The 26,050-nt window shown below is 36.9% G+C and carries 26 protein-coding genes, 1 tRNA gene and 2 pseudogenes; 11 read left to right on the forward strand and 18 right to left on the reverse strand.

What is annotated here, in order from left to right; translation table 11 throughout:
* Positions 1-10: 10 nt before the first annotated feature.
* The 6 genes from aroC to BW932_RS00605 form a co-directional block, all read right to left on the reverse strand.
* Positions 11-1,072, reverse strand: coding sequence for a chorismate synthase (aroC, locus tag BW932_RS00580; protein ID WP_076384315.1), 1,062 nt, complete (start codon positions 1,070-1,072; stop codon positions 11-13).
* A gap of 47 nt (positions 1,073-1,119) precedes the next feature.
* Positions 1,120-2,760, reverse strand: a complete 1,641-nt coding sequence (locus tag BW932_RS00585; protein ID WP_076384317.1) for an LIC_10190 family membrane protein — start codon at positions 2,758-2,760, stop codon at positions 1,120-1,122.
* Positions 2,761-2,813: 53 nt separating this feature from the next.
* Entirely contained in the window at positions 2,814-3,404 is a 591-nt protein-coding gene (locus BW932_RS00590; protein ID WP_076384319.1) for a YMGG-like glycine zipper-containing protein, read from the reverse strand.
* A gap of 140 nt (positions 3,405-3,544) precedes the next feature.
* Positions 3,545-3,615: transfer RNA gene (locus BW932_RS00595), tRNA-Cys, on the reverse strand.
* Positions 3,616-3,663: 48 nt separating this feature from the next.
* Complete coding sequence (locus tag BW932_RS00600) at positions 3,664-4,173, reverse strand: RDD family protein (RefSeq protein WP_076384321.1); 510 nt, start codon at positions 4,171-4,173, stop codon at positions 3,664-3,666.
* Positions 4,174-4,204: 31 nt separating this feature from the next.
* On the reverse strand, positions 4,205-5,584 hold the full coding sequence (locus tag BW932_RS00605; protein WP_245820613.1) for a DUF4403 family protein: 1,380 nt from the start codon (positions 5,582-5,584) through the stop codon (positions 4,205-4,207).
* A gap of 153 nt (positions 5,585-5,737) precedes the next feature.
* Between BW932_RS00605 and BW932_RS00610 the strand changes: the two genes are divergently transcribed.
* Positions 5,738-6,751, forward strand: coding sequence for an LLM class flavin-dependent oxidoreductase (locus BW932_RS00610; RefSeq protein WP_076384323.1), 1,014 nt, complete (start codon positions 5,738-5,740; stop codon positions 6,749-6,751).
* Positions 6,752-6,914: 163 nt separating this feature from the next.
* Entirely contained in the window at positions 6,915-8,036 is a 1,122-nt protein-coding gene (ribB, locus tag BW932_RS00615; RefSeq protein WP_076384325.1) for a 3,4-dihydroxy-2-butanone-4-phosphate synthase, read from the forward strand.
* A 268-nt stretch (positions 8,037-8,304) separates the two neighbouring features.
* Here ribB and lnt read toward each other — a convergent pair whose 3' ends face one another.
* The 6 genes from lnt to BW932_RS00645 all read right to left on the reverse strand — a co-directional run bounded on the left by lnt (position 8,305) and on the right by BW932_RS00645 (position 13,801).
* Positions 8,305-9,942, reverse strand: a complete 1,638-nt coding sequence (lnt, locus tag BW932_RS00620) for an apolipoprotein N-acyltransferase (protein WP_076384327.1) — start codon at positions 9,940-9,942, stop codon at positions 8,305-8,307.
* Between the two features lie 194 nt (positions 9,943-10,136).
* Positions 10,137-10,496: a dihydroneopterin aldolase gene (gene folB / locus BW932_RS00625; protein ID WP_076384329.1), complete on the reverse strand. Its 360-nt coding sequence runs from the start codon at positions 10,494-10,496 to the stop codon at positions 10,137-10,139.
* Between the two features lie 62 nt (positions 10,497-10,558).
* Positions 10,559-11,578 (reverse strand): quinolinate synthase NadA, encoded by a 1,020-nt coding sequence (gene nadA, locus BW932_RS00630; protein WP_076384331.1) that lies wholly within the window; start codon positions 11,576-11,578, stop codon positions 10,559-10,561.
* Between the two features lie 3 nt (positions 11,579-11,581).
* The gene (locus BW932_RS00635; protein WP_076384333.1) at positions 11,582-12,313 is read right to left on the reverse strand and encodes an NAD(P)-binding domain-containing protein; all 732 of its coding nucleotides are present in this window, start codon (positions 12,311-12,313) and stop codon (positions 11,582-11,584) included.
* Positions 12,310-12,873, reverse strand: coding sequence for a guanylate kinase (gene gmk / locus BW932_RS00640; RefSeq protein WP_076384335.1), 564 nt, complete (start codon positions 12,871-12,873; stop codon positions 12,310-12,312). The genes BW932_RS00635 and gmk overlap by 4 nt, the downstream gene beginning before the upstream one ends.
* A 70-nt stretch (positions 12,874-12,943) precedes the next feature.
* The gene (locus tag BW932_RS00645; protein ID WP_076384337.1) at positions 12,944-13,801 is read right to left on the reverse strand and encodes a YicC family protein; all 858 of its coding nucleotides are present in this window, start codon (positions 13,799-13,801) and stop codon (positions 12,944-12,946) included.
* Between the two features lie 130 nt (positions 13,802-13,931).
* On the opposite strand from BW932_RS00645, the gene BW932_RS00650 reads away from it, so the two are divergent.
* From BW932_RS00650 to BW932_RS00660, 3 genes and pseudogenes are all read left to right on the forward strand, one after another.
* Positions 13,932-15,011 (forward strand): PASTA domain-containing protein, encoded by a 1,080-nt coding sequence (locus BW932_RS00650; protein WP_076384339.1) that lies wholly within the window; start codon positions 13,932-13,934, stop codon positions 15,009-15,011.
* Between the two features lie 68 nt (positions 15,012-15,079).
* Complete coding sequence (locus BW932_RS00655) at positions 15,080-16,138, forward strand: RluA family pseudouridine synthase (RefSeq protein ID WP_076384341.1); 1,059 nt, start codon at positions 15,080-15,082, stop codon at positions 16,136-16,138.
* Positions 16,139-16,187: 49 nt separating this feature from the next.
* A pseudogene (locus BW932_RS00660) lies at positions 16,188-17,137 on the forward strand (PorP/SprF family type IX secretion system membrane protein).
* A 319-nt stretch (positions 17,138-17,456) separates the two neighbouring features.
* Here BW932_RS00660 and BW932_RS14280 read toward each other — a convergent pair.
* Together BW932_RS14280 and BW932_RS00670 are read right to left on the reverse strand one after the other, a co-directional pair.
* On the reverse strand, positions 17,457-17,621 hold the full coding sequence (locus BW932_RS14280) for a hypothetical protein (RefSeq protein WP_159436408.1): 165 nt from the start codon (positions 17,619-17,621) through the stop codon (positions 17,457-17,459).
* Positions 17,611-17,838 carry a hypothetical protein gene (locus BW932_RS00670; protein WP_076384343.1) on the reverse strand — a complete coding sequence of 76 codons (228 nt, stop codon included), beginning with the start codon at positions 17,836-17,838 and terminating at the stop codon, positions 17,611-17,613. The genes BW932_RS14280 and BW932_RS00670 overlap by 11 nt, the downstream gene beginning before the upstream one ends.
* Before the next feature lie 235 nt (positions 17,839-18,073).
* Between BW932_RS00670 and hemW the strand changes: the two genes are divergently transcribed.
* Both hemW and murI read left to right on the forward strand, forming a co-directional pair.
* Positions 18,074-19,198: a radical SAM family heme chaperone HemW gene (gene hemW, locus BW932_RS00675; protein WP_076384345.1), complete on the forward strand. Its 1,125-nt coding sequence runs from the start codon at positions 18,074-18,076 to the stop codon at positions 19,196-19,198.
* Between the two features lie 146 nt (positions 19,199-19,344).
* A complete protein-coding gene (gene murI / locus BW932_RS00680; protein ID WP_076384347.1) occupies positions 19,345-20,175 on the forward strand; it encodes a glutamate racemase in 831 nt (276 codons plus the stop codon).
* Between the two features lie 14 nt (positions 20,176-20,189).
* On the opposite strand, the gene BW932_RS00685 is transcribed toward murI, so the two are convergent.
* From BW932_RS00685 to BW932_RS00695, 3 genes and pseudogenes are all read right to left on the reverse strand, one after another.
* Positions 20,190-20,798, reverse strand: coding sequence for an RsmD family RNA methyltransferase (locus tag BW932_RS00685; protein WP_076384349.1), 609 nt, complete (start codon positions 20,796-20,798; stop codon positions 20,190-20,192).
* A gap of 138 nt (positions 20,799-20,936) precedes the next feature.
* A pseudogene (locus BW932_RS00690) lies at positions 20,937-21,290 on the reverse strand (four helix bundle protein).
* Between the two features lie 111 nt (positions 21,291-21,401).
* The gene (locus BW932_RS00695; protein ID WP_076384351.1) at positions 21,402-22,124 is read right to left on the reverse strand and encodes a DUF3822 family protein; all 723 of its coding nucleotides are present in this window, start codon (positions 22,122-22,124) and stop codon (positions 21,402-21,404) included.
* 159 nt (positions 22,125-22,283) lie between these two features.
* On the opposite strand from BW932_RS00695, the gene BW932_RS00700 reads away from it, so the two are divergent.
* Positions 22,284-22,589, forward strand: a complete 306-nt coding sequence (locus BW932_RS00700) for a DUF6370 family protein (protein WP_076384353.1) — start codon at positions 22,284-22,286, stop codon at positions 22,587-22,589.
* Between the two features lie 64 nt (positions 22,590-22,653).
* On the opposite strand, the gene BW932_RS00705 is transcribed toward BW932_RS00700, so the two are convergent.
* On the reverse strand, positions 22,654-23,148 hold the full coding sequence (locus BW932_RS00705) for a Smr/MutS family protein (protein WP_076384355.1): 495 nt from the start codon (positions 23,146-23,148) through the stop codon (positions 22,654-22,656).
* Positions 23,149-23,446: 298 nt separating this feature from the next.
* Between BW932_RS00705 and glyA the strand changes: the two genes are divergently transcribed.
* The 3 genes from glyA (at position 23,447) to BW932_RS00720 (ending at position 25,985) form a co-directional block, all read left to right on the forward strand.
* Positions 23,447-24,712: a serine hydroxymethyltransferase gene (gene glyA / locus BW932_RS00710; RefSeq protein ID WP_076384357.1), complete on the forward strand. Its 1,266-nt coding sequence runs from the start codon at positions 23,447-23,449 to the stop codon at positions 24,710-24,712.
* 116 nt (positions 24,713-24,828) lie between these two features.
* Positions 24,829-25,260 carry a regulatory protein RecX gene (locus BW932_RS00715; protein ID WP_076384847.1) on the forward strand — a complete coding sequence of 144 codons (432 nt, stop codon included), beginning with the start codon at positions 24,829-24,831 and terminating at the stop codon, positions 25,258-25,260.
* Positions 25,261-25,340: 80 nt separating this feature from the next.
* A complete protein-coding gene (locus tag BW932_RS00720; RefSeq protein WP_076384359.1) occupies positions 25,341-25,985 on the forward strand; it encodes an outer membrane beta-barrel protein in 645 nt (214 codons plus the stop codon).
* Positions 25,986-26,050 lie beyond the last annotated feature (65 nt).

Raw genomic sequence — 26,050 nt, forward strand, 5'->3', positions numbered from 1 at the left:
TTGATCACAATTAGAATTTTCTTAGCTGATTAATCAAAAAAAGATCAGCGAGAACGAAAGCTGCCAAATTTTCTACAATAGGAACAGCTCGTGGTAAAACACAAGGATCGTGTCGTCCTCTTCCTTCAACAATAATGGGATTTTCCTCGGTGTCAAAACTTTGCTGAGGTTGCAGAATCGTAGCGATTGGTTTAAAAGCGACGCGAAAATAGATATCCATTCCGTTGGATATTCCTCCTTGAATTCCACCAGAAAGATTGGTTTTTGTTGTAAAATTTTTATTAAACAAATCGTTGTGGTCTTTCCCTGTCATTTTTGCGCCACAAAATCCGCTTCCATATTCAAAACCTTTGCAGGCGTTGATGTTGAGCATGGCTTTTCCCAATTCGGCTTGTAATTTTCCGAAAACCGGTTCGCCGATTCCGATGGGAAGATTTTTGATGACGCAAGTAATTGTTCCACCGATGGTATTTCCTTCTTTTTTGATTTCTTTAATTTTTGAAATCATTTTTTCGGCTGTTTCAGCATCCGGACAACGAATTTCGTTGGAATCGATTTTGGTAAAGTCTAGATCCTGATACGGTTTTTCGCAGAAAATTTCTCCCACGGAAGAAACATAAGCATTGATTTCTACATTTTTGGGCAGCAATTGTTTGGCTAAACTTCCGGCAACGACCCAATTGACGGTTTCGCGGGCAGAAGATTTTCCACCACCGCGGTAGTCGCGGATTCCGAATTTTTGGTCGTAGGTGAAATCGGCATGACTTGGTCGATAGGATTTTGCGATATGGTCGTAATCTTTTGACTTCTGATTTTCATTTTCGATGAGGAAACCGATTGGTGTTCCGGTCGATTTTCCTTCAAAAATTCCGGAAAGAAATTTTACGGTATCGCTTTCTTTTCTTTGCGTAACTATGGCGGATTGTCCCGGTTTTCTGCGATCAAGTTGGTGTTGAACTTTATCTGAATCGATTTCTAATCCTGCTGGAAAATTGGTGATGATTCCGCCATAAGCGATTCCGTGGCTTTCGCCAAAAGTTGAGAGAGAGAGAAAGTTTCCTAGGTTAAACATGTGACAAAGTTAATGAGATAATTTGGTAATTGTGGTGAGGTGTTGATTTATTGTATCGATCCATTTTTTCGATTAAAACCCTTTACAATTGACTGGAGTTTTTGCTTTTCTTCATGATTTATTTTCCGCCATATCAAACCTTCTTTTAAAGTTTTTCCTTTGAGTTGTGGAAATATCCCGGAGTTGAGATCTTCTTGAATAAATTGAGGCGAAATGGCGGGAAGTGGCGTATCAAAACTAAAAGGATAATTTTCAACAACATTAAATTTTAAGTTCCCTATTTGATGGGTTTTGTAGTGATTATATCCAAAATGAGCGGGTTTGTAAATTTGATTTTTGGTAAAACCAGTCATGAAATTACCGAGTTTGAAACTTGGCAATCCTTCCTGTAAAATGGTGGGATAAGAAATTACCATGATAACTATTATGGAGAGTCCAGTGAATACTTGTTTCGCTCTTTTTTGAGGGAATGATTGATAAAAAATCACAAAGAAAATGACAAAAAAGATCTCTAAAAAAAAGCGGTATTGTGCAGAAAATGAAAGAATTAATATCGTTTTTATCAGAATAGAAATAAAGAGAAGCCAGATGATTTTTGATTTTACCTTTAATGAAAAAAAGAAAAAAACAACCAGACTTAGTATCAATAAGAGGTGAATGATTTTCTTGATTCCGCTAAGAAAAAACCAATTTTTAACATAATCAAATGTTGTAAATTGCTTTATTTGCGCGATGGTGAACTGCATGTCGTATGTTTTCATGATCGCCATCTCCGAGGAGTTTTTCAGCAAGTTGGGATTTGGTTTCCAGGAAAATCCAAGATCGATTAACTGCACCGGAAATACAGGAAAACCGAAAGTCCAGATGTTTTTAATAAAAAAGACAAGGAGTACTAAAACTCCGGGAATTATAAATTTTAAATTTGTTTTTAAGATCACCAAACTGTATAAAGCTCCGAAAAGTGGAAGCCAAATCATCGTCGGTTTCAAAGCAAATACAAAAACAGAAAATGCAAACAACAAGGAGGCGTTTTTGTTGTGGTTCAAATACTCATTAAGTACAATCAAAGCGATTGCAATTACAGGTAAATCTGGACTTGGTGATTGCGAAAATAGAAAAAGAACGGGCAGGAAAAGGAGATGGATCCAGGATTTTTTTTCGAAAATATAGATCAGATAAATAAGGAGAACTACTGCATTTATTCGTAAAAAAGGATCTGCAAAATTTGAAAATCCGGCTTCAAATAGATGCCAAACTGACATTTGTCCCAAAAGTAAATCTAAATTCGAAATTCCTTGAACCAAACCAAATTCCGTGATCCATTGAATGGTGGGAACATAATAACCGAAGTGGTCTAAAATAAAAGGATAGTAGGAAGCGAGTAGGACGATGACCAACGCAATTTCAAAAAAAAAGCGAGAAACTTTGGAAAAGAAATCCCAAAATAGAAGGTGTATTTTTAAATAAAAAAAGGAGGCAATTCCAATCGCAAGTGTTCCGGTTTCAATGAAAATATTCAGCGGAAAAAAAAAGGCAATGGTCGTAAAAAGCATCGAAATAAAAAAAACTCCCGATAAAAGCAGAGCCGATAGTCCCAAGAATACATTTCCAAAGAGTTTTTGAAAGATTGCACCTAACCCCGCAATGGTTGGTAACAACAAAATCAGCATGAAGACAATATAGACCATAAAAAAAGATTGCTTAAAAATAAACAATCTTTTTATTATATCATTCTCGAATATTAATTTTTAGGTATTACGCGACCATCCTTTCTGTCACCTGCTCTACCAATGGTATAGCCAGTTGCTCCACCTACAACACCACCAATTACTGCGCCTAAACCACGATTGTTTTTACTGATAATCGCACCTGCAGCAGCACCACCAACGGTTCCGATTATGGTTCCTTTTGCCGCTTTACTCATGCCTTTTTTCTGGGTTGTTCCTTGAGATGTTCCCTCAGAACTGCCATTATTAGAGCCAGAGTTTGAATTATTTCGAGGCGTATTATTTACATAAACAGTTTTCGTTTCTCTGATCACCTTAGGTTGTGCTGCAATTTTTGCTTTCTTTTCAGAAACCAATGCAACACTATCGGCTTTTTTCTGAGTTTCATAAGCCAGCTTTTCTTTTTCAATCGCTAATTTTTGTTTTTCAATCTCCAATTGTCTGGTTTGAAATTCTATTTTTTGTTCGTCTAATGATTTTTCTGCAATTGAATTGTCTTTTGTACAGGCAGTTAGCGAAATTAAAGAGATCGCGCCGGATAAGAAAATTGTTTTTACGAGGGATTTCCTATTTTGAATCGATAAGATTTGATCTGGATTTTTCATAACTACAATATTTAGTAAGGTTTATACATTTAAATTGGAAGTAGCCAAAAACAGAACCAATCTAGCGTTAACGAAATGTTAAAAAAATAATACTTCTTAAAAAAAGAAGCAAGTCTCCGAGTTGGAGACTTGCTTTCCTGAGGTTCCTAGCGGATTCGAACCGCTGTAGATGGTGTTGCAGACCACTGCCTAACCACTCGGCCAAAGAACCATTTTGGTTTGCAAATATAGGAATTTTAATTTTCGGAGAAAAATTTATTTAAAGATTTTCTTTCACTCCAATCATTTCCATGTCAATTTCCAAGTTTTTTGCCTTTTCGAAATTCTTTATTCTTACAACAGCAGTGTCAGAGAAGTGATCATGCCATCCTTTATTTCCCACAAAAGAGAGTTGATCAAACGGAACTGCTCTTATGAAATTTCTTTTTAGTAAGTCGGTGATAATGAGTTCGCTACCATCCGTTTTTATTACCTTGGTTCCCGTAATCAATTTCCCTAAACTTCTTCCTTTTGTCGCCGCTTCCATTACGAACATGAGTAAACCATACAATAGTAGAATCAAAATTCTTTCGAACAAGGGATTATTAATATTTGCTTGATCATACGATTCTTCTATAGTTGTTCCCAAAACAAAATATTGGTAAAGTAAAAACCCGAGAAAGAAAAACCACATCATAAATGCACAAACTACAAGATCAATGATGTAATTGATCAATCGGTAGATTTTTTCTGCTTTATTGCGTTCTACAATTTGTAAAGTTCTTGCCATATTTTTTTTGAATCAAGTACTTTATTTGAGATTAAATTCCCTGAACAAGAAGCTTTAATTGTGCTTCAGTATCAATAACAGCAGTGATTCCCGATGGATTAAGCAAGATTTTTGAAGGCGTGAGTTTAAAAACTTTACCTAGCATTTTCAGTCCTTTGTAATATTCTTTATTAAAGGTTTCTTCGATGCTTTTTTTAGATGAATCTTCCAGTTCAGCTGTTGGAATTCCATATTCCTCTTCGATCATTTTTACAATTTTTCCCTGAAACAGAAGGGTAGCTGCTTTATGCAAAAAATTCTTTGTTTTTAGTTTGAAATGCGTGTCGCGCAAAACAATTTTTCTTTTTACGCCATCATATAAAGGTATTCCAGAAATATAGGAAACCCCTTCGATCGCTCCTTCCGTACTTGCCGCAATCATGATTTTTTCGTTTTCGCTATACACTTTGATGCCCGTAATTTTAATCTTCGACTTTCCTTCTCGAAAATCAAATTCTTTGCCTAAAAAAGTTTTCTCTGCAATCGCTGTAGCTTCTGTAAAAGGAATATTGGCCGTCGTTTGCAAAAGAAATTTGGGTGGTAAATTCTGAACCGAATTGAAATTGGCAATTGTTTTTATTAAAGGAGATGCAGATGGTTTTTGTCCGGAGAATGTTTCGGAAAAAGTATCAATTCCAATCTGCGCTTCAATTTGATTTCCGTAAAATACCAATGGAGTAATGTTGATGCTTATCGGTGTTATTTTTAACCAAGTATTGTAATCCTCAGAAATATTGAAAGGTTGTGAAAACTGATTCCACGCCATCACTGCATATTTTTGAAAATTGAGCTGAGTAAGCATCATTTCATCCATGGTTTTGCAAAAATCTTTTTGTTGTTGCTGCAAACTCGATTCTACGAGAGAACTTATGGGAACTTTAATCTTACCAAAATCTAAAACAGGTTTAGTAATCCATTTAAAACCCATCGGCGAAGTTTTTGTCACCATCGTCCAATTATTATTGAAACTGACTTGCATATTAAAATACATCACCGTTTCAAAAGTGGTATTTTGATACGTATAAAGTCCAAAGCTTCCGATTCCTTTTTCTGCCCATATTTTTAAAGGAACTTCTATCAGTAAATTCTGTTTCGTTCCTCCGACAAGTCTGATTGGTCGTGTTTTCCAGACTTTTACCTTGAACTGATCATTATTGTTATCGGTGTAGGAATTGTCTTCAAAAATTAAATTTCCGACCGAAGCATTGATGATATTTCCAATTTCTACCAAAGGAATTTTCACCGGCATCGAAATAGAAGACTTTATTTTTGGGAAATTATAAGCCGCTTCTGAAGTCATCGTCGGAGTTTGCTGAGAAAAAAACTTCGATAAGAGAAGTAAAAAAAGCAGTGTTAAAAAATTTCGCATCATAATAATTTTGATTCAAACGCAAATTTGCATAAAATTTGGATAATAGATATTAATTATTTGCATCATGTCTTTTTAGGGGGCTCTATAATTCTCTGATCCTGCCTAAAGGCTTAATTTTGCATTATTAAATAACGATTTTTATTTCCAACACCCATGAAAAATTTTGAAATCTCGGTGCTCGATTTAGCACCCGTCAAAAAAAATAAAACCATTCACGATACTTTTATTGATAGTTTAAGTTTGGCAAGAAACGCCGAAAAGCTCAATTATAAAAGATTTTGGCTCGCCGAACATCATAATATGGCAAGTATTGCAAGTTCCGCAACTTCTGTTTTAATAGGATATATTGCCAATGGAACAGATAAAATCCGAGTGGGATCGGGTGGAATTATGCTTCCCAATCACAGTTCCCTCGTCATTGCAGAACAGTTTGGAACGCTGGAAAGTTTATTTCCCGGAAGAATTGATCTCGGCGTTGGAAGAGCGCCCGGAACCGACGGAATCACCGCTAAAGCTTTGGGAAGAAATCCCATGAATATCAACCAACATTTCCCACACCAGATTCAGGAATTGCAGCAATATTTTTCTCCCGAAAATTCCAAAAGTGCAGTGAGAGCGATTCCGGGGGAAGGTTGCGATATTCCTATCTATATTCTGGGATCGAGTACCGATTCTGCGTGGCTCGCTGCGAAAATGGGTTTACCTTATGCTTTCGCCGGTCATTTTGCGCCCGATATGATGGCAACAGCTTTCGAAATTTATCGAAGCAATTATGAACCGAGTGCACAATTTCCGGAACCTTATATCATTGCCTGTGTTAATGGTATTGCCGCCGAAACTGATGAGGAAGCTAAACAATTATCCAACACGCTTTATCAGGCGTTTATCAACATTATTCGAGACGATCGAAAACCATTTTCGCCACCTGTTGATGATATAGATGCCGTTTGGAATCCGATGGAAAAAGCCCATGTTCTAAAAATGTTGCGCTACAGTTTTATTGGCGGTCCATCTACCATTAAAACTAAATTGCAGGAATTTCAGGACTATTTTAATGTAGATGAATTCATGATCACCGCACATATTTTTGATCACGAAGCGAAATTGAAATCCTATGAAATTTTCAGAAATGTTGTGGATGAAATGAATCTCAGTGCAATAACTTAAAACCTAGTTTAAAGCAATATTTCTTTTGTCAGTTTGGGAAATCAGCAATTTGGTCCTGAAATTCCACGACAGATCGCTTCACGTTACGCGCAAGGACAGACGTTCAAATTAGAATTGTCGGTTGCGCTAAATCTCAGTATCTTTGCAAAAATCTAAAAGTAAAATGTCAGATATTCAACTTAATACCATTCCTGAAGCGATTGAGGATCTAAAAAATGGGAAAATAATCATCGTAGTTGATGATGAAAATCGGGAAAATGAAGGAGATTTTCTTTCTGCAGCTGAATTAACAACACCAGAAATCATTAATTTTATGACGATTCACGGTCGTGGATTAATTTGTACGCCACTACCAGAAAAACGGTGCGACGAACTCGGACTTGATATTATGGTGACACGCAGCAGTGATCCGAAAGAAACTGCATTTACCGTCTCCGTAGATCTTTTGGGAGAAGGTGTTTCAACCGGAATTTCAGCAAGCGACCGAAGCAAAACCATTTTGGCTTTGATGGATCCCAATACGAAACCAGCCGATTTTATGCGTCCCGGACATATTTTTCCGTTGCGTGCAAAAAAAGGAGGCGTTTTAAAAAGAGCCGGTCATACCGAAGCTGCGATCGATTTAACCAAATTGGCAGGTCTGCAAGAAGGCGGTGTTATCTGTGAAATCATGAATGACGATGGATCCATGTCGAGACTTCCGGAATTGGTGGAACTGGCAAAAAAACACGATCTGAAAATTGTTTCGATTGAAGATCTTATTCAGTACCAACTCAGAAAAGGCGATTTGATCGAGCGTTTGGAGGAACGCCCTGTAAAAACCCATTATGGTGATTTCGACTTTTTCGCATTTAAAGAAACGAGCACCGATCAAATACATTTTGCTTTAACGAAAGGAAAGTGGTCAGAAAACGAACCGATTTTGGTGAGAGTTCAAGCTTCCAATTCTTATTTTGATGTTTTGAGCAGATTAACTGCAGGAGAAAAACCGTTGCTTGAAAAAGTAACGAAAATGATTAACGACGAAGGAAAAGGCGCCATTATTTTTATTAATAATGTTTCGAATTCTGAAAATACGATGCGAAAATTACAGCAGTTTCTCGATTTTCAAGATGGGCAGGAAAAACGACCGACCTTAGCTTCAAACTTCCACGATTACGGAATTGGAACGCAGATTTTGAAGAATTTAGGCATCAATAAATTTCGAGTAATTACCCAAAACACCGCACAAAAACCACTTGTTGGAGGATACGATGTGGAGGTAACGGAAATGGTTGAATTGTAAAGAGTCAAGTAAGAAGGTAAAAGAGCCAAGTTAAATCTGACTTTGAAAAATAAAGAAAAATCCCGATTCATTTGCTTGAATCGGGATTTTTTTATTATTTAAAACTTTAATACAACAAAAAAATGTTGCTTCTTTAACCGCAAAAGTGACAAAAAAAATCATTGAAAAAAAACACAAAAGTTTGCAAAACGTAAATTGCTTATTTTGCCAACTTTTGAAAATATTAAATAGTTGTCAAAACTTTTGTTTCTTTTGTGGTAAAACCAATTTATTTCGCAGCCTTTTTGCGGTTTTGGAACTTTTTAATCAAAGTATAAAATACCAAAAATCCAAAAACAAATATGGAAAATCGCGACAATAAATCGCCGGCTTTGGTGTAAAAAGTGATTTGATCATAAAGATTTACTTTGGCGAAAAGCGTGGTTTGATCGCCGTAAAAAGTATCTGCAACCACATCACCTTTCGCATCGATATGCGCAGAAATACCACTGTTTGCAGACCTTGCAATTTCTCGGCGGGTTTCTATGGCGCGCAATTTTGCATACGACATAAGTTGTTTGTGACCCTGCGTTTCGCCCCACCAAGAATCATTCGTCATGATGCCAAGAAAATTAGCGCCTTTTTTTACATATTCGGTAACAAATTCCCCGTAAATACTCTCATAACAAACGATGGGTGCCAATTTTCCTTTGTTAAAAGGGTTGCTAAAAACTTTTCTTTCAGGATCTCCTGCCAAAGAAGCGGTGGTTCCACCCAAATTAATCATCGCGTCGCCCAAAATTGGTTTGAGAACATTGATGTAAGGAAAAATTTCAACGCCCGGAACGAGCTTTCCTTTGTGATAAACTTCTACTTTTTGGTTCGGAATAATTTGAACCGCCGAATTATAACTGTCCACATAAATTCCTTGCGAAGTTGGATAAGAAGTGGGCGTTTTATCTTTTTCATTTGGGTAAAAACGATGCGAAGAAATCCCCGTCGCAAAAATAGATTTCGGGTGTTTTGCTAAAAATCCTTTTACGGTATTTAAGAGTTCACTTTTTTCAAAGCCACTTTCAGAAATAGATCCAAAACCGGGAAGTGAAGTTTCCGGACCGATGTAATAATCAATCTGTCCTCTTGAGTTGTCCTCTGCTAATTTAAGCAAATCATTGACGATGGTGAGACTGTCTTTGGAGTATTTTTCCGTGTAAGGATTGAGTTCGGGTTGCAAGAGTAAAACATTGACGAAACCAATTGGTTTTTCATTGAAATTTTCATATTTCACCGCAGAAATAATCATGGGTAAAGCTATAAAGCCTATTAATACGGAAGAATTAATGATTAATGATTTTTGTTTTCTTCCCGCTTCCCAAATTCTTAAAGTATAAAAAGCATAAACATTCACGATTAAAATCCAGAAACTTCCACCAGTCGCGCCCAAAGTGTCGTACCACTGAATTAATTTTGGATAATCAGCAAAGGCATTTCCTAAGTTCAACCAAGGCCAGGAAAATTCCCAAGTCAAGTGAATTTTTTCAAAAACCATCCAAATCGCGACAAAAAAAACGAGTCCGAAATACGTTCCCTGTGCTTTTTTGTAAAGATGATAACATTGGAAAATGAGCGCATAGAAAAAAGCATTAAACAGAACCGGAAAAACAACCGCCATCATAGAATGCGTTCCATCGGGATTTTTTGCGCCGTATAACCAACCCGTCGTTACGATATTCCAAATCACAAAGCAGAGAAAAGTTAAACCGAAAATTACGCGGCCTTTATTTTTGATTGTAGAAAATTTCGAAATGTCGTGTTCGATGATAAGCAGCGGAACGAGGGCGAAAAATATGAAAAACGGAATGCCGTAAGTGGGCCAAGAAATGCTTAATAAAACAGCGGAGAGTAAAGAAAGGATGATATATTTCATAGAAATTTTGCACTTAAATTGTTCTCAAAGTTACGGAATTTGCAAAGATGATTTGGCGAGATCCACAGAAGAATTTGCGAAACCAAGATGTTGATCATCATGGTTGAACTACCCCGTCAAAATTTTTTAAATTTTGCCACCCCTTCAAGGAAGGGGAATAGGACTCCGTTTAATTTTTCGGGATGGATTTTTTTCTAGGACTGAAATTCAATCTGCACACTTACACCATCCATTTCACCGGGCATTGGTGGATTGGTTTTCGTGATTTTTATTTTGAGGAAAGAAACCTGTGGAAATTTCTTGGTGATCTTTTTTAAAATTCTCCCAGCAACGTGTTCCATGAGGTTTGAAGGAATTTTCATTTCTTCGTGAATGATATCGTTGATTTCCGCGTAATTAATGGTGTCATTTAGATCATCAGTTCCGACAGCTTTCCACAAATCGGCGTGAACTTCAACATTGAGAATGTAATACGTTCCGATGAGGGTTTCTTCGGGAAGCACACCGTGATAAGCGTAGATTTTCAGGTTTTCGAGGAGGATTTTTGAGGTCATATCTTTTTGTTAAAAACCCTGCCTAAGTTTTAAATCTTGACAGGGTTGTAAGTCCTTTAGAATTATTTTACCGCAGTCGAGAGTTCGAGCATCGCTTCAATTGGTTTCAAAGCTTTCAATCGCAGTTCTTCATCCATGGTGATTTCTGGCAATTCGTATTTCATGCAGAGATAGAGTTTTTCCAAAGTATTTCTTTTCATGTAGAAACATTCGGAGCAATTGCAGCTTTCATCGAAAACCAAAGCAGGCATGAGCTTTTTATGGGGTGCACGTTTTTTCATTTCGTGCAAAATCCCTTCTTCTGTCGCCACAATAAATTCTTGAGCAGCATCTTTTTCCACAAAATTGAGCAGGGCAGAAGTGGATCCAACGAAGCTCGCTAAATCCAGAACAGGCGTTTCGCTTTCAGGATGAGCAATGAGTTTGGCGTTCGGATTTACAGCCAGTTGTTTTGCAATTCTTTCCATCGAAAAAGCTTCGTGAACGATGCAACTTCCATCCCAGAGAATCATGTCGCGGCCGGTTTTTTTGGCTAAATATTTCCCTAAATTTTTATCGGGCGCAAAAATAATCGGGCGATCTTTTGGCAATGCTTCAATGATGGTTTCCGCGTTTGAACTCGTTACAATAATATCAGATTCTGCCTTGGTTTCGGCGTTACAATTGATGTAAGTCGCGATCAAAGCATTTGGATGATTTTCGCGCATGGCACGCAAACCTTCACCACTACAACCGTCTGCAAGTGAACATCCCGCTTGTGTGTCGGGAAGGACTACTTTTTTGGTAGGATTTAAAATTTTCGCTGCTTCTGCCATAAAATGAACGCCGCAAAAAGCGATCATATCTGCATCGGTATCTTTCGCAGCTCTCGCTAACTGAAGAGAATCTCCCAAATAATCAGCGATATCCTGAATTTCGGCAGGTTGGTAATAATGCGCTAAAATCACCGCGTTTTTTTCCTTTTTCAAGTCGAGGATCGCTTTTACCAAGTCATCGCCTTGCGGAATAACTAGGTCTTTAATATTTAAAAATCCTCTTACCGGAAGATTGGCTTTTGCGTTATTTAAATTTTCGGTGCTCATTGTTTAAAAATATTTAGGATTCGGATGTATAAATGTATAATTAAAATTTTGAATGAAATGTGCCGAGGAAATAATTCTGTGTTTATTTTCGCTAGGCAAATTCGTGTTTTCTGCGGTATTCAACTGAAGAATTTCGCCGATGGAAGGATGTTCCGGAGCCACGATATTGTAAATTTCAGAGGGCGTATCGGAGTTAATGAGGAGTTCTACGATCCGGAGAATATCTTCGAAATGGATATAATTCGCTTTTTTTTGAGGGTTTTCCGGACTTTTATGTTTAAACATGTTTTTCAGCGCCCGTTCATCGCCCATTAAACCTCCAAAACGCAAAATCGTGGTTTGTGCAAATTTCTCAGTAACGGCACGTTCCGCCGCAAGAATATCGGTTCTCAAATGATCGGTATCTTTTTCGGTAAAAGTTCTGTTTTCTGTGGGATAAATTCCCGTGGAACTGAAAAGCAGGGTTTTCGGAAATGTTTTATTTAATTTTTTAAAACCTTGTATCCAGGTGTTGCGGGAAATCGGCATGCTGAAAATGGCAACATCAATCGTATTGAGAAAATCGAAATTTTCGGTCGAATTAAAGTCGAGTACATGAACTTCTGAAGCCACTTCCTTTAAAGCAGGAATTTTTTCGGAAGAAGTAGTGGTGGCAATAACGAAGTGATTTTTAGCAGTCAGGTATTTTGCTACTCTTTTTCCGACCCAACCGCAACCGATGATGGCGATTTTCATGACTTTAAAAAGTTTTCTACCATTGTTTTGATGGTGATTTTTGCGTGATCCAACTCATTATTGACCACAATTTCATCAAATTCATCTTTAAAAGCGATTTCCTGCGATGCTTTCTGAACCCTTGTTTGAATGGTTTCCAGATCGTCGGTTCCGCGCGCAATTAATCTTAATTCCAGTTCCGCAACAGAAGGTGGCATGATGAAAACTGAAAGCGCCTGATCGCCAAAATATTTTTTAAGCGAAATTCCGCCTTTCACATCCACGTCGAAAATGACAGTTTTACCACTTTCCCAAATTCTTTCTACTTCAGATTTCAAAGTTCCGTAGTACTTATCTTCATAAACTTCTTCAAATTCTACAAAAAGATCTTCGGAGATTTTTTGGCGAAATTCCTCGGGCGAAATAAAATAGTAATCGGTTCCATTAATTTCCGTTCCCCGCAAAGCTCTTGTCGTGCATGAAATTGAAAACTGCAGTTGCGGAAATGTTTCCAGGCAGTATTTTACCAAGGTTGTTTTTCCACTTCCGGAAGGTGCTGAGAAAATAATTACTTTATTCATTAAAATTGATGGTTGTTGGTTTTTGATTGATAGTTAAAGCAGACCACTATTCGCTGAGAACTGACAACAATTATAAAACGTTTAATGTTTGTTCCTTGATTTTTTCCAAATCGTCTTTCATCATGACAACGAGTTTCTGAATTTCTGCGTGATTGGCTTTTGAACCTAAAGTATTGATTTCTCGGCCAATTTCCTGGGAAATAAAACCGAGTTTTTTTCCATTGAAATTTTCGTTGATCATGACTTCCTGGTAATATTTTAAATGCTGCGTTAGTCTTACTTTTTCCTCTGCGATGTCTAATTTTTCTGTATAATAAGCCATTTCCTGATAAAAACGGGTTTCATCGATCTGATCAAATTCGTTGAGTGATTTTCGGTATCGTTCTTTCACACTGTCCATTCTTACGTCTTCGTAAGGTTCCACCTGAGAGAGAAAGGTTTCGATTTTTCTAATGTTTCTTTCGAGTTCATCTTGTAGAATCAGGCCTTCTGTTGTACGGAAGTTTTCAAATTTCGTCAAGGATTCATTCAGGATTTCGATCAGGAAGATCCACTCGTCTTCGCTCAGTACATCGGCTTTAGAGGAAATAACATCGGGCATTCTGATGGCCATTTTCAAATATTCGAAATCAGGACCATCGCCAGCAATTTTCTTTAATTCATCGATATAAGAAGTCACCAAATCATGATTGATGTTGACGTCGCTAGAATGATCTAGGCTTTCAATATTGATATAGCAATCTACTTTTCCACGCAAAATTCGATCGTTGAGCATTTTTCGGATTTCAAATTCTTTTTCTTTGTACCGAAAAGGCATCTTGATGTTGAGGTCAAAAGATTTGCTGTTGAGTGATTTTACATCGATGGTCAATTTTTTACCTTCAAATACACCTTCGCTTCTTCCGAAGCCGGTCATGGATAGAATCATGGATTTTCTTTAGGAGACAAAGGTAAATATTTCAAAACTTTTAGCCTTAAAAAGTTAAGATGAAAAATTTAAGCATGATTTCAGAAAAGATTATTTTATATATTTGCACTTATAATAAAGATTTAGAAATATGCTTAAATCGCTTTTCCACTGGAAGGTCTTGGTAAATGTCTTGGTAGCCGCTTTGGTTTTTACCGGACTGGTTTGGTTAACCTTCCGATGGTTAGAGATTCATACGAATCACGGCAAGGAAATCGCTGTACCCAATGTAATCAACAAATCGGTGCATGATGCCATCAAAATTCTCGACGATTCCGGGTTGGAATATGAAGTTGACAGTTTCAAATATGATCCTAAATATCGTCCTTTTCAGGTTTTGCAGATTTATCCTTCACCAGGTTCCCGCGTGAAAGATGGTCGTACCATTATTCTAAAAGTAAATCCGAAAACCTACGCACAGGTTTCCGTACCAGATATTCTGGACCGCTACAAAGGTTTGGCATTCCGACAGTTGGAGCAAGTGGGTCTGAAAGTCGGAGATACGATTTTCGAGCCAAGTATTCAAAGAGATGCGGTGATCAGAATGATGTATAATGGTTCGGTTTTGAAACCTGCCACACTTTTGCCGCGGTTTTCTACCATTGATTTGGTTATTGGTTCAGGACCGAAACGCAACATTTCTGTTCCAAATTTGGTCGGTTTAACCGTACAACAAGCCAAAGCGCTTATCACTCAGAATTTATTTGAAGTTGGTTTAGTGGAGTTTGATGACCAAAAAAATGATGAATCCGATATTGTATATTACCAAGATCCGGCACCGTTTGATGTTCGGGATCAGGGAATGCAGATCGATATTTGGGCGAGTAAAAAAACACCCGCTGAAATGGGCGCGAAAATTTCGCAGCTCAATTCCATTTACAGGATCAAAATAGATACTTCAGCGGCGTACCGAACTTATGAAGAGCCAGTTTACCGAGCACCAGTTCCAAGCAGCTCACAACCGACTGTAGAAGCACCAGCTCCGGTTGCTCCGAAAAAAGAAGTCGTACAGCCAGAAGTTAAAAAGCAGGAAACTCCAAAAACAACAACTGAAAAACCGAAAACGGTAGATACAAAACCAAAAACTACAACTACTGCTTCACCGTCAGTGAAAACAACGCCGACGAAACCTGTAGAAAAGCCCAAAGCCAAAAAGGTAATTGTGGAGTAGTTTTTTCATCTAGATAAAAATCTTAAAGCTTCAACTGACATGTTGGAGCTTTATCTTTAAAAAATACAATGACCGAAGAAAGTGAAAATTTGTCCGAAGAAGAATTGAATGATCAGGAATCGAATGATGCTGAATCTGAAGGTTTGTATGAGCATTTGTCTATCACCGTAGATCCCGGTCAGGATAAACTGCGCATTGATAAATTTCTCTTCAATTTCCGCCAGAATTCTTCCAGAAATAAAATTTCCCAAACGTGTCGTGCTGGAAATGTTATCGTCAATGGACATCCCGTAAAACAGAACTACCGTGTAAAACCAGGCGATAGAATTTCGGTTTTGTTGACGAGTCCGCCACGTGAAAATATTATCATTCCACAAGATATTCCAATAAATATCGTTTATGAGGATGATGATGTAGTGGTGGTTGACAAAGCAGCCGGAATGGTTGTTCATCCCGGTCATGGGAATTACGATGGAACTTTAATCAACGCATTGGCTTTCCATTTTGAAAAAAACGGAGAGAAATCTGATCTCGATCGCGTCGGTCTGGTTCATCGGATTGATAAAGATACTTCGGGTTTATTGGTCATTGCCAAAAATGAATTTGCCTTAAGTTTTCTGGCGAAACAGTTTTTTGACCGAACAACGAAAAGATTATACTGGGCTTTTGTTTGGGGAAATATTGCAGAAAACAAGGGAACGATCACTGGAAATATTGGGAGGCATTTGAAAAACAGAATGCAAATGGCGGTTTTTCCCGACGGTGATTTTGGGAAACATGCGGTGACTCATTATGAGGTGATCGAGCGTTTCCGATATATTACCTGGGTAGAATGTAAGCTCGAAACAGGACGAACGCACCAAATTCGAGCCCACTTTAAGCATATCGGTCACACGTTGTTTAATGATGAAAGGTACGAAGGAAATCAAATTTTAAAAGGGGTGAATTTGCCCAAATACAAGCAGTTCATCAAAAATGTGTTCGAAGTTTTACCGCGACATGCACTTCATGCACACACTTTAGGATTTATTCATCCCGTGACCAAAAAAGAAATGTATTTCGAAAGTCCAATGCCAGAAGATATGAATGAAGCCTTAAAAAAATGGAGAAATTATTTAGAATCTTAATTCCATTAAAACTTTTTTTATATTTGCTGAAATTCACGCAACATTAATTATGAGAAAAATATATGTGTTATTTTTCGTGGTTGTTTTTTTAGGAAGCTACAAAAGCCAGGAAACTCTTCCCTACTACCAACAATATTTGATTGAAGGCGACTTTCTTTTCAATCCTGCGCTGTATGGTAAAACCGACAATGTGGTGTTGAACATGAACTATCAGAAGCAATTCTCCCAGTTCGATCAGTCCCCAATGTACAGTCGATCGGCTTGCACGCGAATGTTTTCGATCGGGTAGGAGCAGGTTTGTCTTTTTTCCGGGATCAAAACGGTCCTATTTCTTCTAATGGAATTTCTGCAGGAGCTTCTTATTTTATTCCTATTGATGACGACGGCGAAAGAAAAAGCCAGTTTTCTTTTGGTACGAATGTGAATTTTTATAATATGAATATCGATCTCGCATTGCTGAATCCCAAAGATCAGGGAGATCCTACCTTGGCTTCGGACACTAATTCTTTGTTTTTGGTCTATGCAAATCTAGGATTGGCGATTACTTACCGAAACTTTTTTGCGGGCGTTTCTGTAAATGATATTGCCTTAACCAATGATATTCCTATTGTCAATGGTATTGAGCCGGAACCCACTAAATTTATTATCAATACAGGTTATGATTTACATTTGAATGAAGATTTGTTTGTGACACCATCCGTTTTAATGAATTTCAATACCAATTCATCCCGAATCATGGATTTGAATTTAATGGCGACCGTTTTATCCGATCAAAATTCATTTTCAGCTGGCGCAAGTATGAGAACTTCCAGCAATCAATTCGGCAGCCAAAACTTGGGTATTTCTCCGATCATCAAAGCGACCGTGAGTAATTTCTTTTTTGGGGCAAGTTATAATTTCGGTTTATCGGATATTCAACAATACGCCGGAAGCAGTTTTATGTTGAGTGTAGGCTATAAATTCGAGAATTTTATCAATACGAGAGGATATCGGTATTAATTTTTTTGGTGAAAGGTGAAAGGTGAATGAAGAATATTGAATTTTCTACCCCTTTATCTTAACTCTTTTTTTCTTTGTTCTTTGTTCTTTTCTCTTAATTCTCAAATAATAATTTACCAGCTGCAAAGTTTGCGACTTTAAGCCAAAATAAAAAACAAAGCCAATCTCAGTTGGCTTTTTGTTTTTTTAAAGATTAGGATATTTATGTGGATCTTGGTTCGTGTTAAAAATAGAATAAATGTAAACGATTTTTTCTTGTTCATCGACGCTGAAAAATATCAGATAAGGAAATGATTTAAAAGGAAGCGCTCTCAAGTTTTTATATCGAAACTGAAAAAAAAGGATTTGTTTCCAGGGATTGATACACCTGCTCTAATTGATGATTAAAAGACTTCATTACACCGTAAGAAATCTCCGAATAATATTCGTATGCTTCATCGATTTCTTCCTGCGCACGTTCGAGAATAACAAGACTATAGCTCATGTTTTTGCCGGATTTTGTCTAAAGCTTTTCTTGCCGGAATAAAATCTTTTTTATCCGATTTTAGTCGTTCATCTAGAATGTTTTTCTGTTGATCAGAAAGCTCAAACTCCTCATTATCTTTAAAATGATACTTTTTTTCCAATGCTCTCCATTCTTCAATTGGAATGAAAACTCCAGTTGGGTTTCCTTGCGAATCGTTGATATATTGTAAGTTCATTGTATTTCAATTATAAAGATTAGTGAATGTTCTCATTTAAAAAAATAAAGGTAAGCAGAAAATTAGAGTGTTCAAATTTAATGCATCAGAAATTTAATTCAATAAAAAGAAAAAAGAGATATTCAACTGAATAATTTTTTACCTTTGAAAATCGAACAAATCAGAGATATTGTTGACCTTCTAATTTCGGGACTTTACTCTTTTTTCTTTACCCTTTTTTCTTAATTCTTAAATAATGATCTACCTCCACATTCCTTTCTGCAAACAGAAATGCAGCTATTGCAACTTTCATTTTTCTACTTCTATCAAATATAAAGAAGAGATGATTTCTGCACTGAAAAAAGAAATTTCTTTAAGAAAAGACGAGTTAGAAAATAAAACCCTCAAATCCCTGTATTTCGGTGGCGGAACGCCTTCTTTGTTGCATGTTGATGAACTGAAATCCCTTATCGACGAGGTTTTAAAGCATTTTTCTTTTGATTCAGAAATAGAAATTACGCTCGAAGCCAATCCCGATGATCTGGATCAAACTTTCCTGAAAGAACTTTCACAAACACCGATCAACAGACTTTCTATCGGAACCCAAAGTTTCTTTGATGAAGATTTAAAAATGATGAACCGTGCGCACAATTCCGGCGAAGCAGAATCTTCCATCAAACGTGCCCAAGATTTTGGATTTGAAAACATCAGCATCGATTTAATTTATGGTTCCCCAACTTCGAATTTCGAAATCTGGAAGAAAAATTTACGCAAAACAATCGAATTGGAAGTTCCCCACGTTTCTTCTTACGCTTTAACCATCGAACCGAAAACAGCCTTAAATACTTGGATTTCTCAGGGAAAAATCGCTGCGCCAAAAGAAGCCGAACAGCATGAAGAGTTTTTTTACATGACCGATTTTCTAAAAGATCACGGATTCGATCATTACGAAATCTCCAACTTTGGAAAACCTGGTTTTCACTCGAAACATAATTCTTCTTACTGGAAATATCAGGAATATTTGGGAATCGGACCTTCCGCACATTCCTATAACGGGAGAAATGAAAGGAGTTGGAATGTTGCGAATAATCAATTGTACATCAATTCTTTACATCAAAATAAATTAGCCAAAGAAACCGAAATTTTATCCGAAAAAGATCAGTTTAATGAAATGCTGATGATTGGTTTGCGAACCATTTGGGGAGTAGATTTATCTTCATTAAAAGAAAAATTCAGCACCGAACTTTTGGAGTATTTTCAAAACGAAATAAAAAATAAATTAGAAGACGGAATACTTTCCATTGAAAATAATCATTTGAAAATCCCCGAAAAACATTGGTTTCTCGCCGATGGAATTGCGTCGGATTTATTTATGGTATAAATGTGGAAGTCAGAATATTGAAATTGTAGAACCCAATTCATCAATCGAAATTAGATATTTAAAGTAAAAAATCTTTTATTCAGACTTCTCGCACTCAACTTCAGACTTCCAACCAAAATACCTATTTTTGCATAAAATTTCTTCCTTTGAAAACTAAAAAACAAGATTTCAGCCATCTTTCCGCGAAACAACCCATTGGGATTTTTGATTCCGGAGTGGGCGGATTAACCGTGGCAAAAGAGATTAAAAGATTATTACCCCAGGAAAATTTAATTTATTTCGGCGACACGAAACATCTTCCGTATGGAGAAAAATCCCGGGAAGCAATTGTAGGATATTCCACAAAAATTACACAATTTCTGCTCGAAAAAAATTGTAAAGCAATCGTTATAGCCTGTAATTCGGCGACCGCAAATGCGTTGAAAGAAGTCTTAGAACTGGTGAACGACAAAGTTCCCGTCATCGATGTCATCAATCCTGTAGCGGAAAAAGTGTCCTATGAAATCCACAACAATGTAGGAGTCATCGCGACGAAAGCTACGGTGAATTCAGGTCTCTATAAAAAATCGATTCGCAAACACAATAAGTTTATTAAAGTTGATGAACTCGCGACGCCACTTTTGGTTCCCGCCATCGAAGAAGGGTTCAGAAATCATCCGATTACGCATTCTATTATCTATAATTATTTAAGCAACAATAAGTTAAAGAATATCGAAACGCTGATTTTGGGTTGCACGCATTATCCGCTTTTGATCAATGAAATCAAACAGTATTACGGAAACCGCGTTCGTGTCATCGATTCGCCAAGTATTGTAGCCAATCAGTTGAAAATGATTTTGGAGAAAAATAATCTCTTAAATGAGAATAACCTCAAACCTAAATATCATTTTTATCTTTCGGATCTCACCAAAAACTTCGAGAAAATTTCAAAAAAATTCTTCGGGAAAACGATTGATTTAGAATTGAAGGTGCTTTAATTTCTTCAAAAAAATTAGGAAACTGGAGTTTCATCCGGAATGTCTGTCAATTCTAAAACCTCCATTTCATTAGGTTTAAAGAACGAAAAACTTACATTTCCATATTTTCGGGTATCGGTCAAATTAGGATGCTCCAGTTTTGTTCGGCTTTGATGTTCCAAGATAAATACGCCGTTTTCTTTCACGTAATTATTGTTTAAAACAAGAGAAATCAATTCATTGTATTTTTCAATCTCCATTTCAAACGGAGGATCTGCAACAACGATTTCGTAAGATTTGCGTTTTCTGTTTTTCTTCAAATAGTCGAAAACATCGGCTCTTTGAACATTGATTTGAGATCCCATTTCAAGTTCCGCCGCTGTTGTATGGATAAATGCAGAATGTCTCGGATTCATCTCTACGGAAGTCACATCGGTACACGCTCTCGAACCAAATTCTAAAGAAATAGAACCGATTCCGGCGAATAAATCGAGCACGGAAATAGACGCAAAATCCAGACGGTACCGGTTTTCAATAATACTGAACAAAGCTTCTTTCGCAAAATCGGTGGTTGGTCGTACGTCGAAATTTTTCGGAGCGGAAATTCTTTTGGCTTTCCATTGGCCACTGATGATTCTGTACATGGGTTTTAATGCTGGGTGTTAGATGTTTGGTGCTGGATGTTTGGTGTTTGGTGTTGGATGTTTGGTGCTGGATGTTTGGTGTTTGGTGTTTGGTGTTGGATGTTTGGTGCGTGATATTGGATGTTAGAGGAAGCAAATTTAAATCAATTTATTTCTAAAGGAGATGATATGATTGATAATTTTATATGATTCATTATACAGTTCTGTAAATGTTTCTTCTGTGATATAATTTCTGTATTTTGCTTTGTAAAGACAGGTTACTACTTCTGCGATGGAGCGGATTGACTATCCTAAAAATCGTCTATACTCAGGATTACTTTGTAATATGCTTCCTTCTGCAATATTCAAAGCAATAGAGTCGGAGGCTCTTCTAATTTGGGAGGTAAGATTGTAGATTTCGTCTTTTGGAAATTGGGAAGAGTATTTATAAATCTTTTCTGCAAAAGTCATGGAATCTTGCCAAATAATTAATTTTTCAAATTTGAAACTCATCTTTTAAATTTTAAAATACGATCAGGAAATCAAATCTACTAATCTCCATCATCCCACATCCATCATCCCACATCCCACATCCCACATCCCACATCCATCACCCCACATCCATCACCCAGCATTCAATACAAAATTCTTCGTCGGAATATTATCATATACGATTTTCAGATGCTTCACGAATTTCTTTAATTCTGAAATAAAAGTTTCATTTTCTGTAGTTTCACCATAAACAAAAAACTGCGTTTCTTCAATTCCGAAACCGATTTTACTTAAGGTAAACATGATGAAATAGAGAAAATCAACTTCTGAAGTCACGTCTAGGTTATTATAAAGAATCACTTTTTTCTGGTCAAAAGCAAAAAACTCACACTGATGATGGTAGAGATTAATATGGATTTCCTTTTTGTTTTTTACCGAAATGGTATTGAGAAACTGTTCGCCTGAAAAATTAAACTTCGTAGGAATCGCCCGACTTTTAATTTGATCATAAAAAGATTTCGGTAAAGTATAGTAAAACTGTACGCCAAATTTTTTATTTACCGAAAGCATTAATTCTTCTTTTTCCCGATCAACTGGCGCATTGAGAGCGATCAAATCGAAACCTAAATCATGATTTGAAAAACCTTCGGGCATCAACGTAAAATGATTGAGGGCAGAAATCACGCTGATTTCTTTGAAATTTTGTTGCGCCAAAACTTCCTCCAGCTTTTCAGTCAGGAAATGAAGAGGCGAATCTTCCTCACGAAAAAATGACTTTTCCGCAGAAACCGTTTTGTTTCTTGAAATTTGAATTTGAATACCGTCTTTGGTAAAAAGTAATTTGAGTTGTTCCATGCTTTACAAGCGCAAATTTATTAAAATTAATCGGCTTTTGAAATTTTCTTATTTTTAGCAAATAGGAGCAAAAATATCATGAGTTTTACGGAGTATTGAGTACCTTTACCATGAATTAAAAGAAATTGTTATTTTAAATTAATCTAAAAATTATTGAAGATGAAAAAAATATTTTTTGTTTTTGTACTCTTGTTCTCGATGACTGTTTTTGGGCAGAAAATCAATAATCAAACAGTTGATGCTGCTTGTGGAATGTGTCAGTTTAAAGTGAAATCTGAAAAAGGTTGCGCAGTTTTTGTAAAAATCTCTGGAAATCTTTATCCGGTCGAAGGAATGGACAAAAAAGTTTTTGGCGATGCTCACGCCGAGGACGGTTATTGCAAAATGATTAGAAAAGCAGTCGTAAGCGGCGAAATTAAAAGAGGAAAATTCTATGCAACAGCTTTTAAATTTGTAGAAAGCTAGAACATTAAAAGTCTGAAGCGAGGTTTTGAAGATACTAAATCTCAACCTCAACCTTAACCTTAATTTACCGTAAATAAACCAATACTGTACCTGATTGATGGTGCAGTATTTCTTTGTTATGGAACTCCAAGTGAGTTTGGCTTTCTAAAACTTCAAAGACCATGCTCTGCAAAACGCCGTCACCAATTCCGTGAATGATTTCGAGTTTTTTCAAATTGTTTTTGCGGCAGTAATCTAGGGTTTGCAGAAGTTTTTGTTTTTGGAGGAAAAGTCTTTCAAAAGAATCGTAATCCGTTGTTTTTTTGACGAGCGTTTCAAAATGCAGATCGAGAATAAATGGTTTCTTATCATGTTTTTTAGAGGTCGGTTTAGACCGCTCTTTTTTCATAACAGTTTGCATCTCGTCGTAAATTGTTGCTTCTTGCACCACCAGTTCCGAGGCGTTGTACACATATTCAAACCCGTGCTCATCAACAATGGTCACTTTTTTTTCTTTGATATTGGTGATGGTTCCGCGGAGGTTATCATCGATAACAGAAACTAAATCGCCTGTTTTCATAATCTGACTTATTTGGCGAAAGTAAGAAATTTGAGAGACGTTTTCGTTATACTGCACAAAAGCTTTTTAACTTCTGCTTCTTTCAGATCTTCTAAATTTCTTATACTTTTCTATTTCGTTAAACCGGATTTCTTTAATCTGCTTCTTTAAATGATGATCGCTCCTCATCTTCTATCATCTTTTATCGATAGACGCTCCTCCAAAACCACAATTTTTCACCTGACTGAAAATCTTCTCAAAAAATTCCATAAATTTGAATCCTTATCAAACAGTATAAAAAAAACATCAATTAAAAAATATGGATCCAATTTTTGACCTTATCGAACAGGAAAGACAAAGACAAACTCACGGCATCGAATTAATCGCCTCCGAAAATTTTGTTTCGGAAAACGTGATGAAAGCAGTCGGAAGTGTTTTGACCAATAAATATGCTGAAGGATATCCTGGGAAAAGATACTATGGTGGTTGCGAAGTGGTGGATGAAGTAGAAACTTTAGCCATAGAAAGAGCAAAGCAACTCTTTGGTGTTGATTATGCAAATGTTCAGCCTCATTCCGGTTCACAAGCCAATGCAGCGATCTATCTTTCCATTCTGAAACCAGGTGACAAAATTTTAGGACTCGATTTATCCATGGGTGGTCATCTCACTCATGGTTCATTTGTGAATTTTTCTGGAATTCAGTATCATGCCAATTTTTATGGGGTAAACCGCGAAAGTGGTTTGATTGATTACGAGGCGATGCGACAAAAAGCTTTAGAAGTACAGCCAAAAATGCTGATCGCGGGGTATTCTGCCTATTCCCGAGATATAGATTTTAAAAAATTCCGTGAAGTTGCCGATGAAGTAGGAGCTACGCTTTGGGCCGATATCGCGCATCCTGCGGGATTAATTGCGAAAGGATTATTGAGTTCCCCTTTTGAACATTGCCATGTTGTGACCACCACGACGCATAAAACATTGCGTGGACCACGAGGAGGAATGATCATGATGGGGAAAGATTTTGAAAATACTTACGGACATAAAACGCCAAAAGGAGAAACAAAAATGATGAGTCAGGTACTCGACAGTTCTGTATTCCCGGGAATTCAAGGCGGTCCATTAGAACACGTTATCGCTGGAAAAGCCATTGCATTTGCTGAAGCCATCGATGAAAAATTTATGATCTATGCGAAACAAGTCGTTGCCAACGCGCGCGCTTTAGTAAAAGCCATGATCGCAAACGGATTTGATATTGTAAGTGGTGGAACAGATAACCACCTCATGCTCGTCGATTTGCGCAATAAAAATGTGAATGGTAAAGAAACTGAAAAAGCCCTTGTAAAAGCCGATATCACCTGCAACAAAAACATGGTGCCGTTTGATGATAAATCTGCCTTTACCACCTCGGGAATTCGTCTCGGAACGGCTGCAATCACTACCAGAGGTTTAACAGAAGCCGATATGGAAGTTCTTGCTGGCTTCATCAATGAGGTAGTGATGAACATCAATGATGACCACAAAATTGGCGAAGTCCGCAAAAAAGTCAATCAGATGATGGAAGGTAAAGCCTTGTTTAATTACTAAAAAGGAATAAGGTTCAGGTTGAGTCCAATTGCTCAACCTCAACCTCAATCTCAACCTGAACCTCAACCTGCACCTTGAACCACAAATCCTACACCTTCCTCGAAATCAAACAGAAAATGGCGAACTACTGCGTTTACCAGGATCGTTGTCATCAGGAAGTGGAACAGAAGATGAGGGACTTTCTCCTCATTCCCGAAGCGAAAGAAGAAATTCTTCTGTATTTGATGAAGGAAAATTATCTGAATGAGGAACGGTTTACACGAAGTTATATCCGCGGAAAATTTTATATCAAATCCTGGGGACGCAATAAAATTCGAAACCATCTTAAATTTAAAGGAATATCAGAGAAGCTAATCAACAGTTGCTTTGATGAAATTGAGGAGGCAGCCTATGATCATGTTTTGCAAAAAATTTATGAAAATTATTATGCCAAACAGAATGGTTTTAAACCTTATGAAAAAAAGTCGCGTACTATAAAATATATGCTCGGAAGAGGGTTTGAGTATGAATCTATTATTCAAATTCTCGAAAATGTGAGTTTTGATTAAAATTAGTAGACTTTTAATTGAATAATTTTAATTAATTTGCACCGATATTTTATCCAACTAATAAACATACCGATTAATCGATGAAGAAACTTAATATGATCATTGCCGTTTTTCTAATGATGATGGTGAACGGCCAGGAAACTTTTAAGTACGGAATTACTGGCAATTTCCACAAAGGCTCTATTGTTGGAGTACATGATGTTTCGAAAGGAGCTTTTGGTGGAAGTTTAGGGATTTTCGCACAATGGTCTCTCGTAGAAAATGATGTGTATGACTCCGCGTGGCTTTACCTGATGCCGCAAATCGAGTACAGCATGCAGGGCGAAATTGCAAAAGCAGAGGAAGACAAATTTGGAATTCAGCAGTTTGATCACGATTATGTGGCCATGCAGGTTTACCTCAGATACTTTTTCCACCAAGGAAATATGAAAAGAGATGTCTATCTTTTCGCTGGACCCAGAATTGAATATTTGGTAAGAGAGAAAAGAAAAGTAGATCCTGCGTATGATCTTGTGTATTATAAATTTAACCAAGATGATCAACTAAATAAGTTTGGCTACGGCGTCTCCGTCGGAGTAGGTTTAAAACTGAATCTAAAAATGGAAACCTTTATCCGTTACGACCATGGTTTTAGCAAAGTGTATCCGAACAATAACAATAATTTCACCTACAACCGACTTTTAGCGGTGGGTATTAATTATTATCTGAACGAAAACTGGTGGTAAAAATGAAATAGAGTTAAGATTACGCCACCTCCATTATCTTTACTTTTGTAGTCTTAAAATTAATC

This window comes from Kaistella chaponensis, assembly GCF_900156725.1.
Classification (GTDB): domain Bacteria; phylum Bacteroidota; class Bacteroidia; order Flavobacteriales; family Weeksellaceae; genus Kaistella; species Kaistella chaponensis.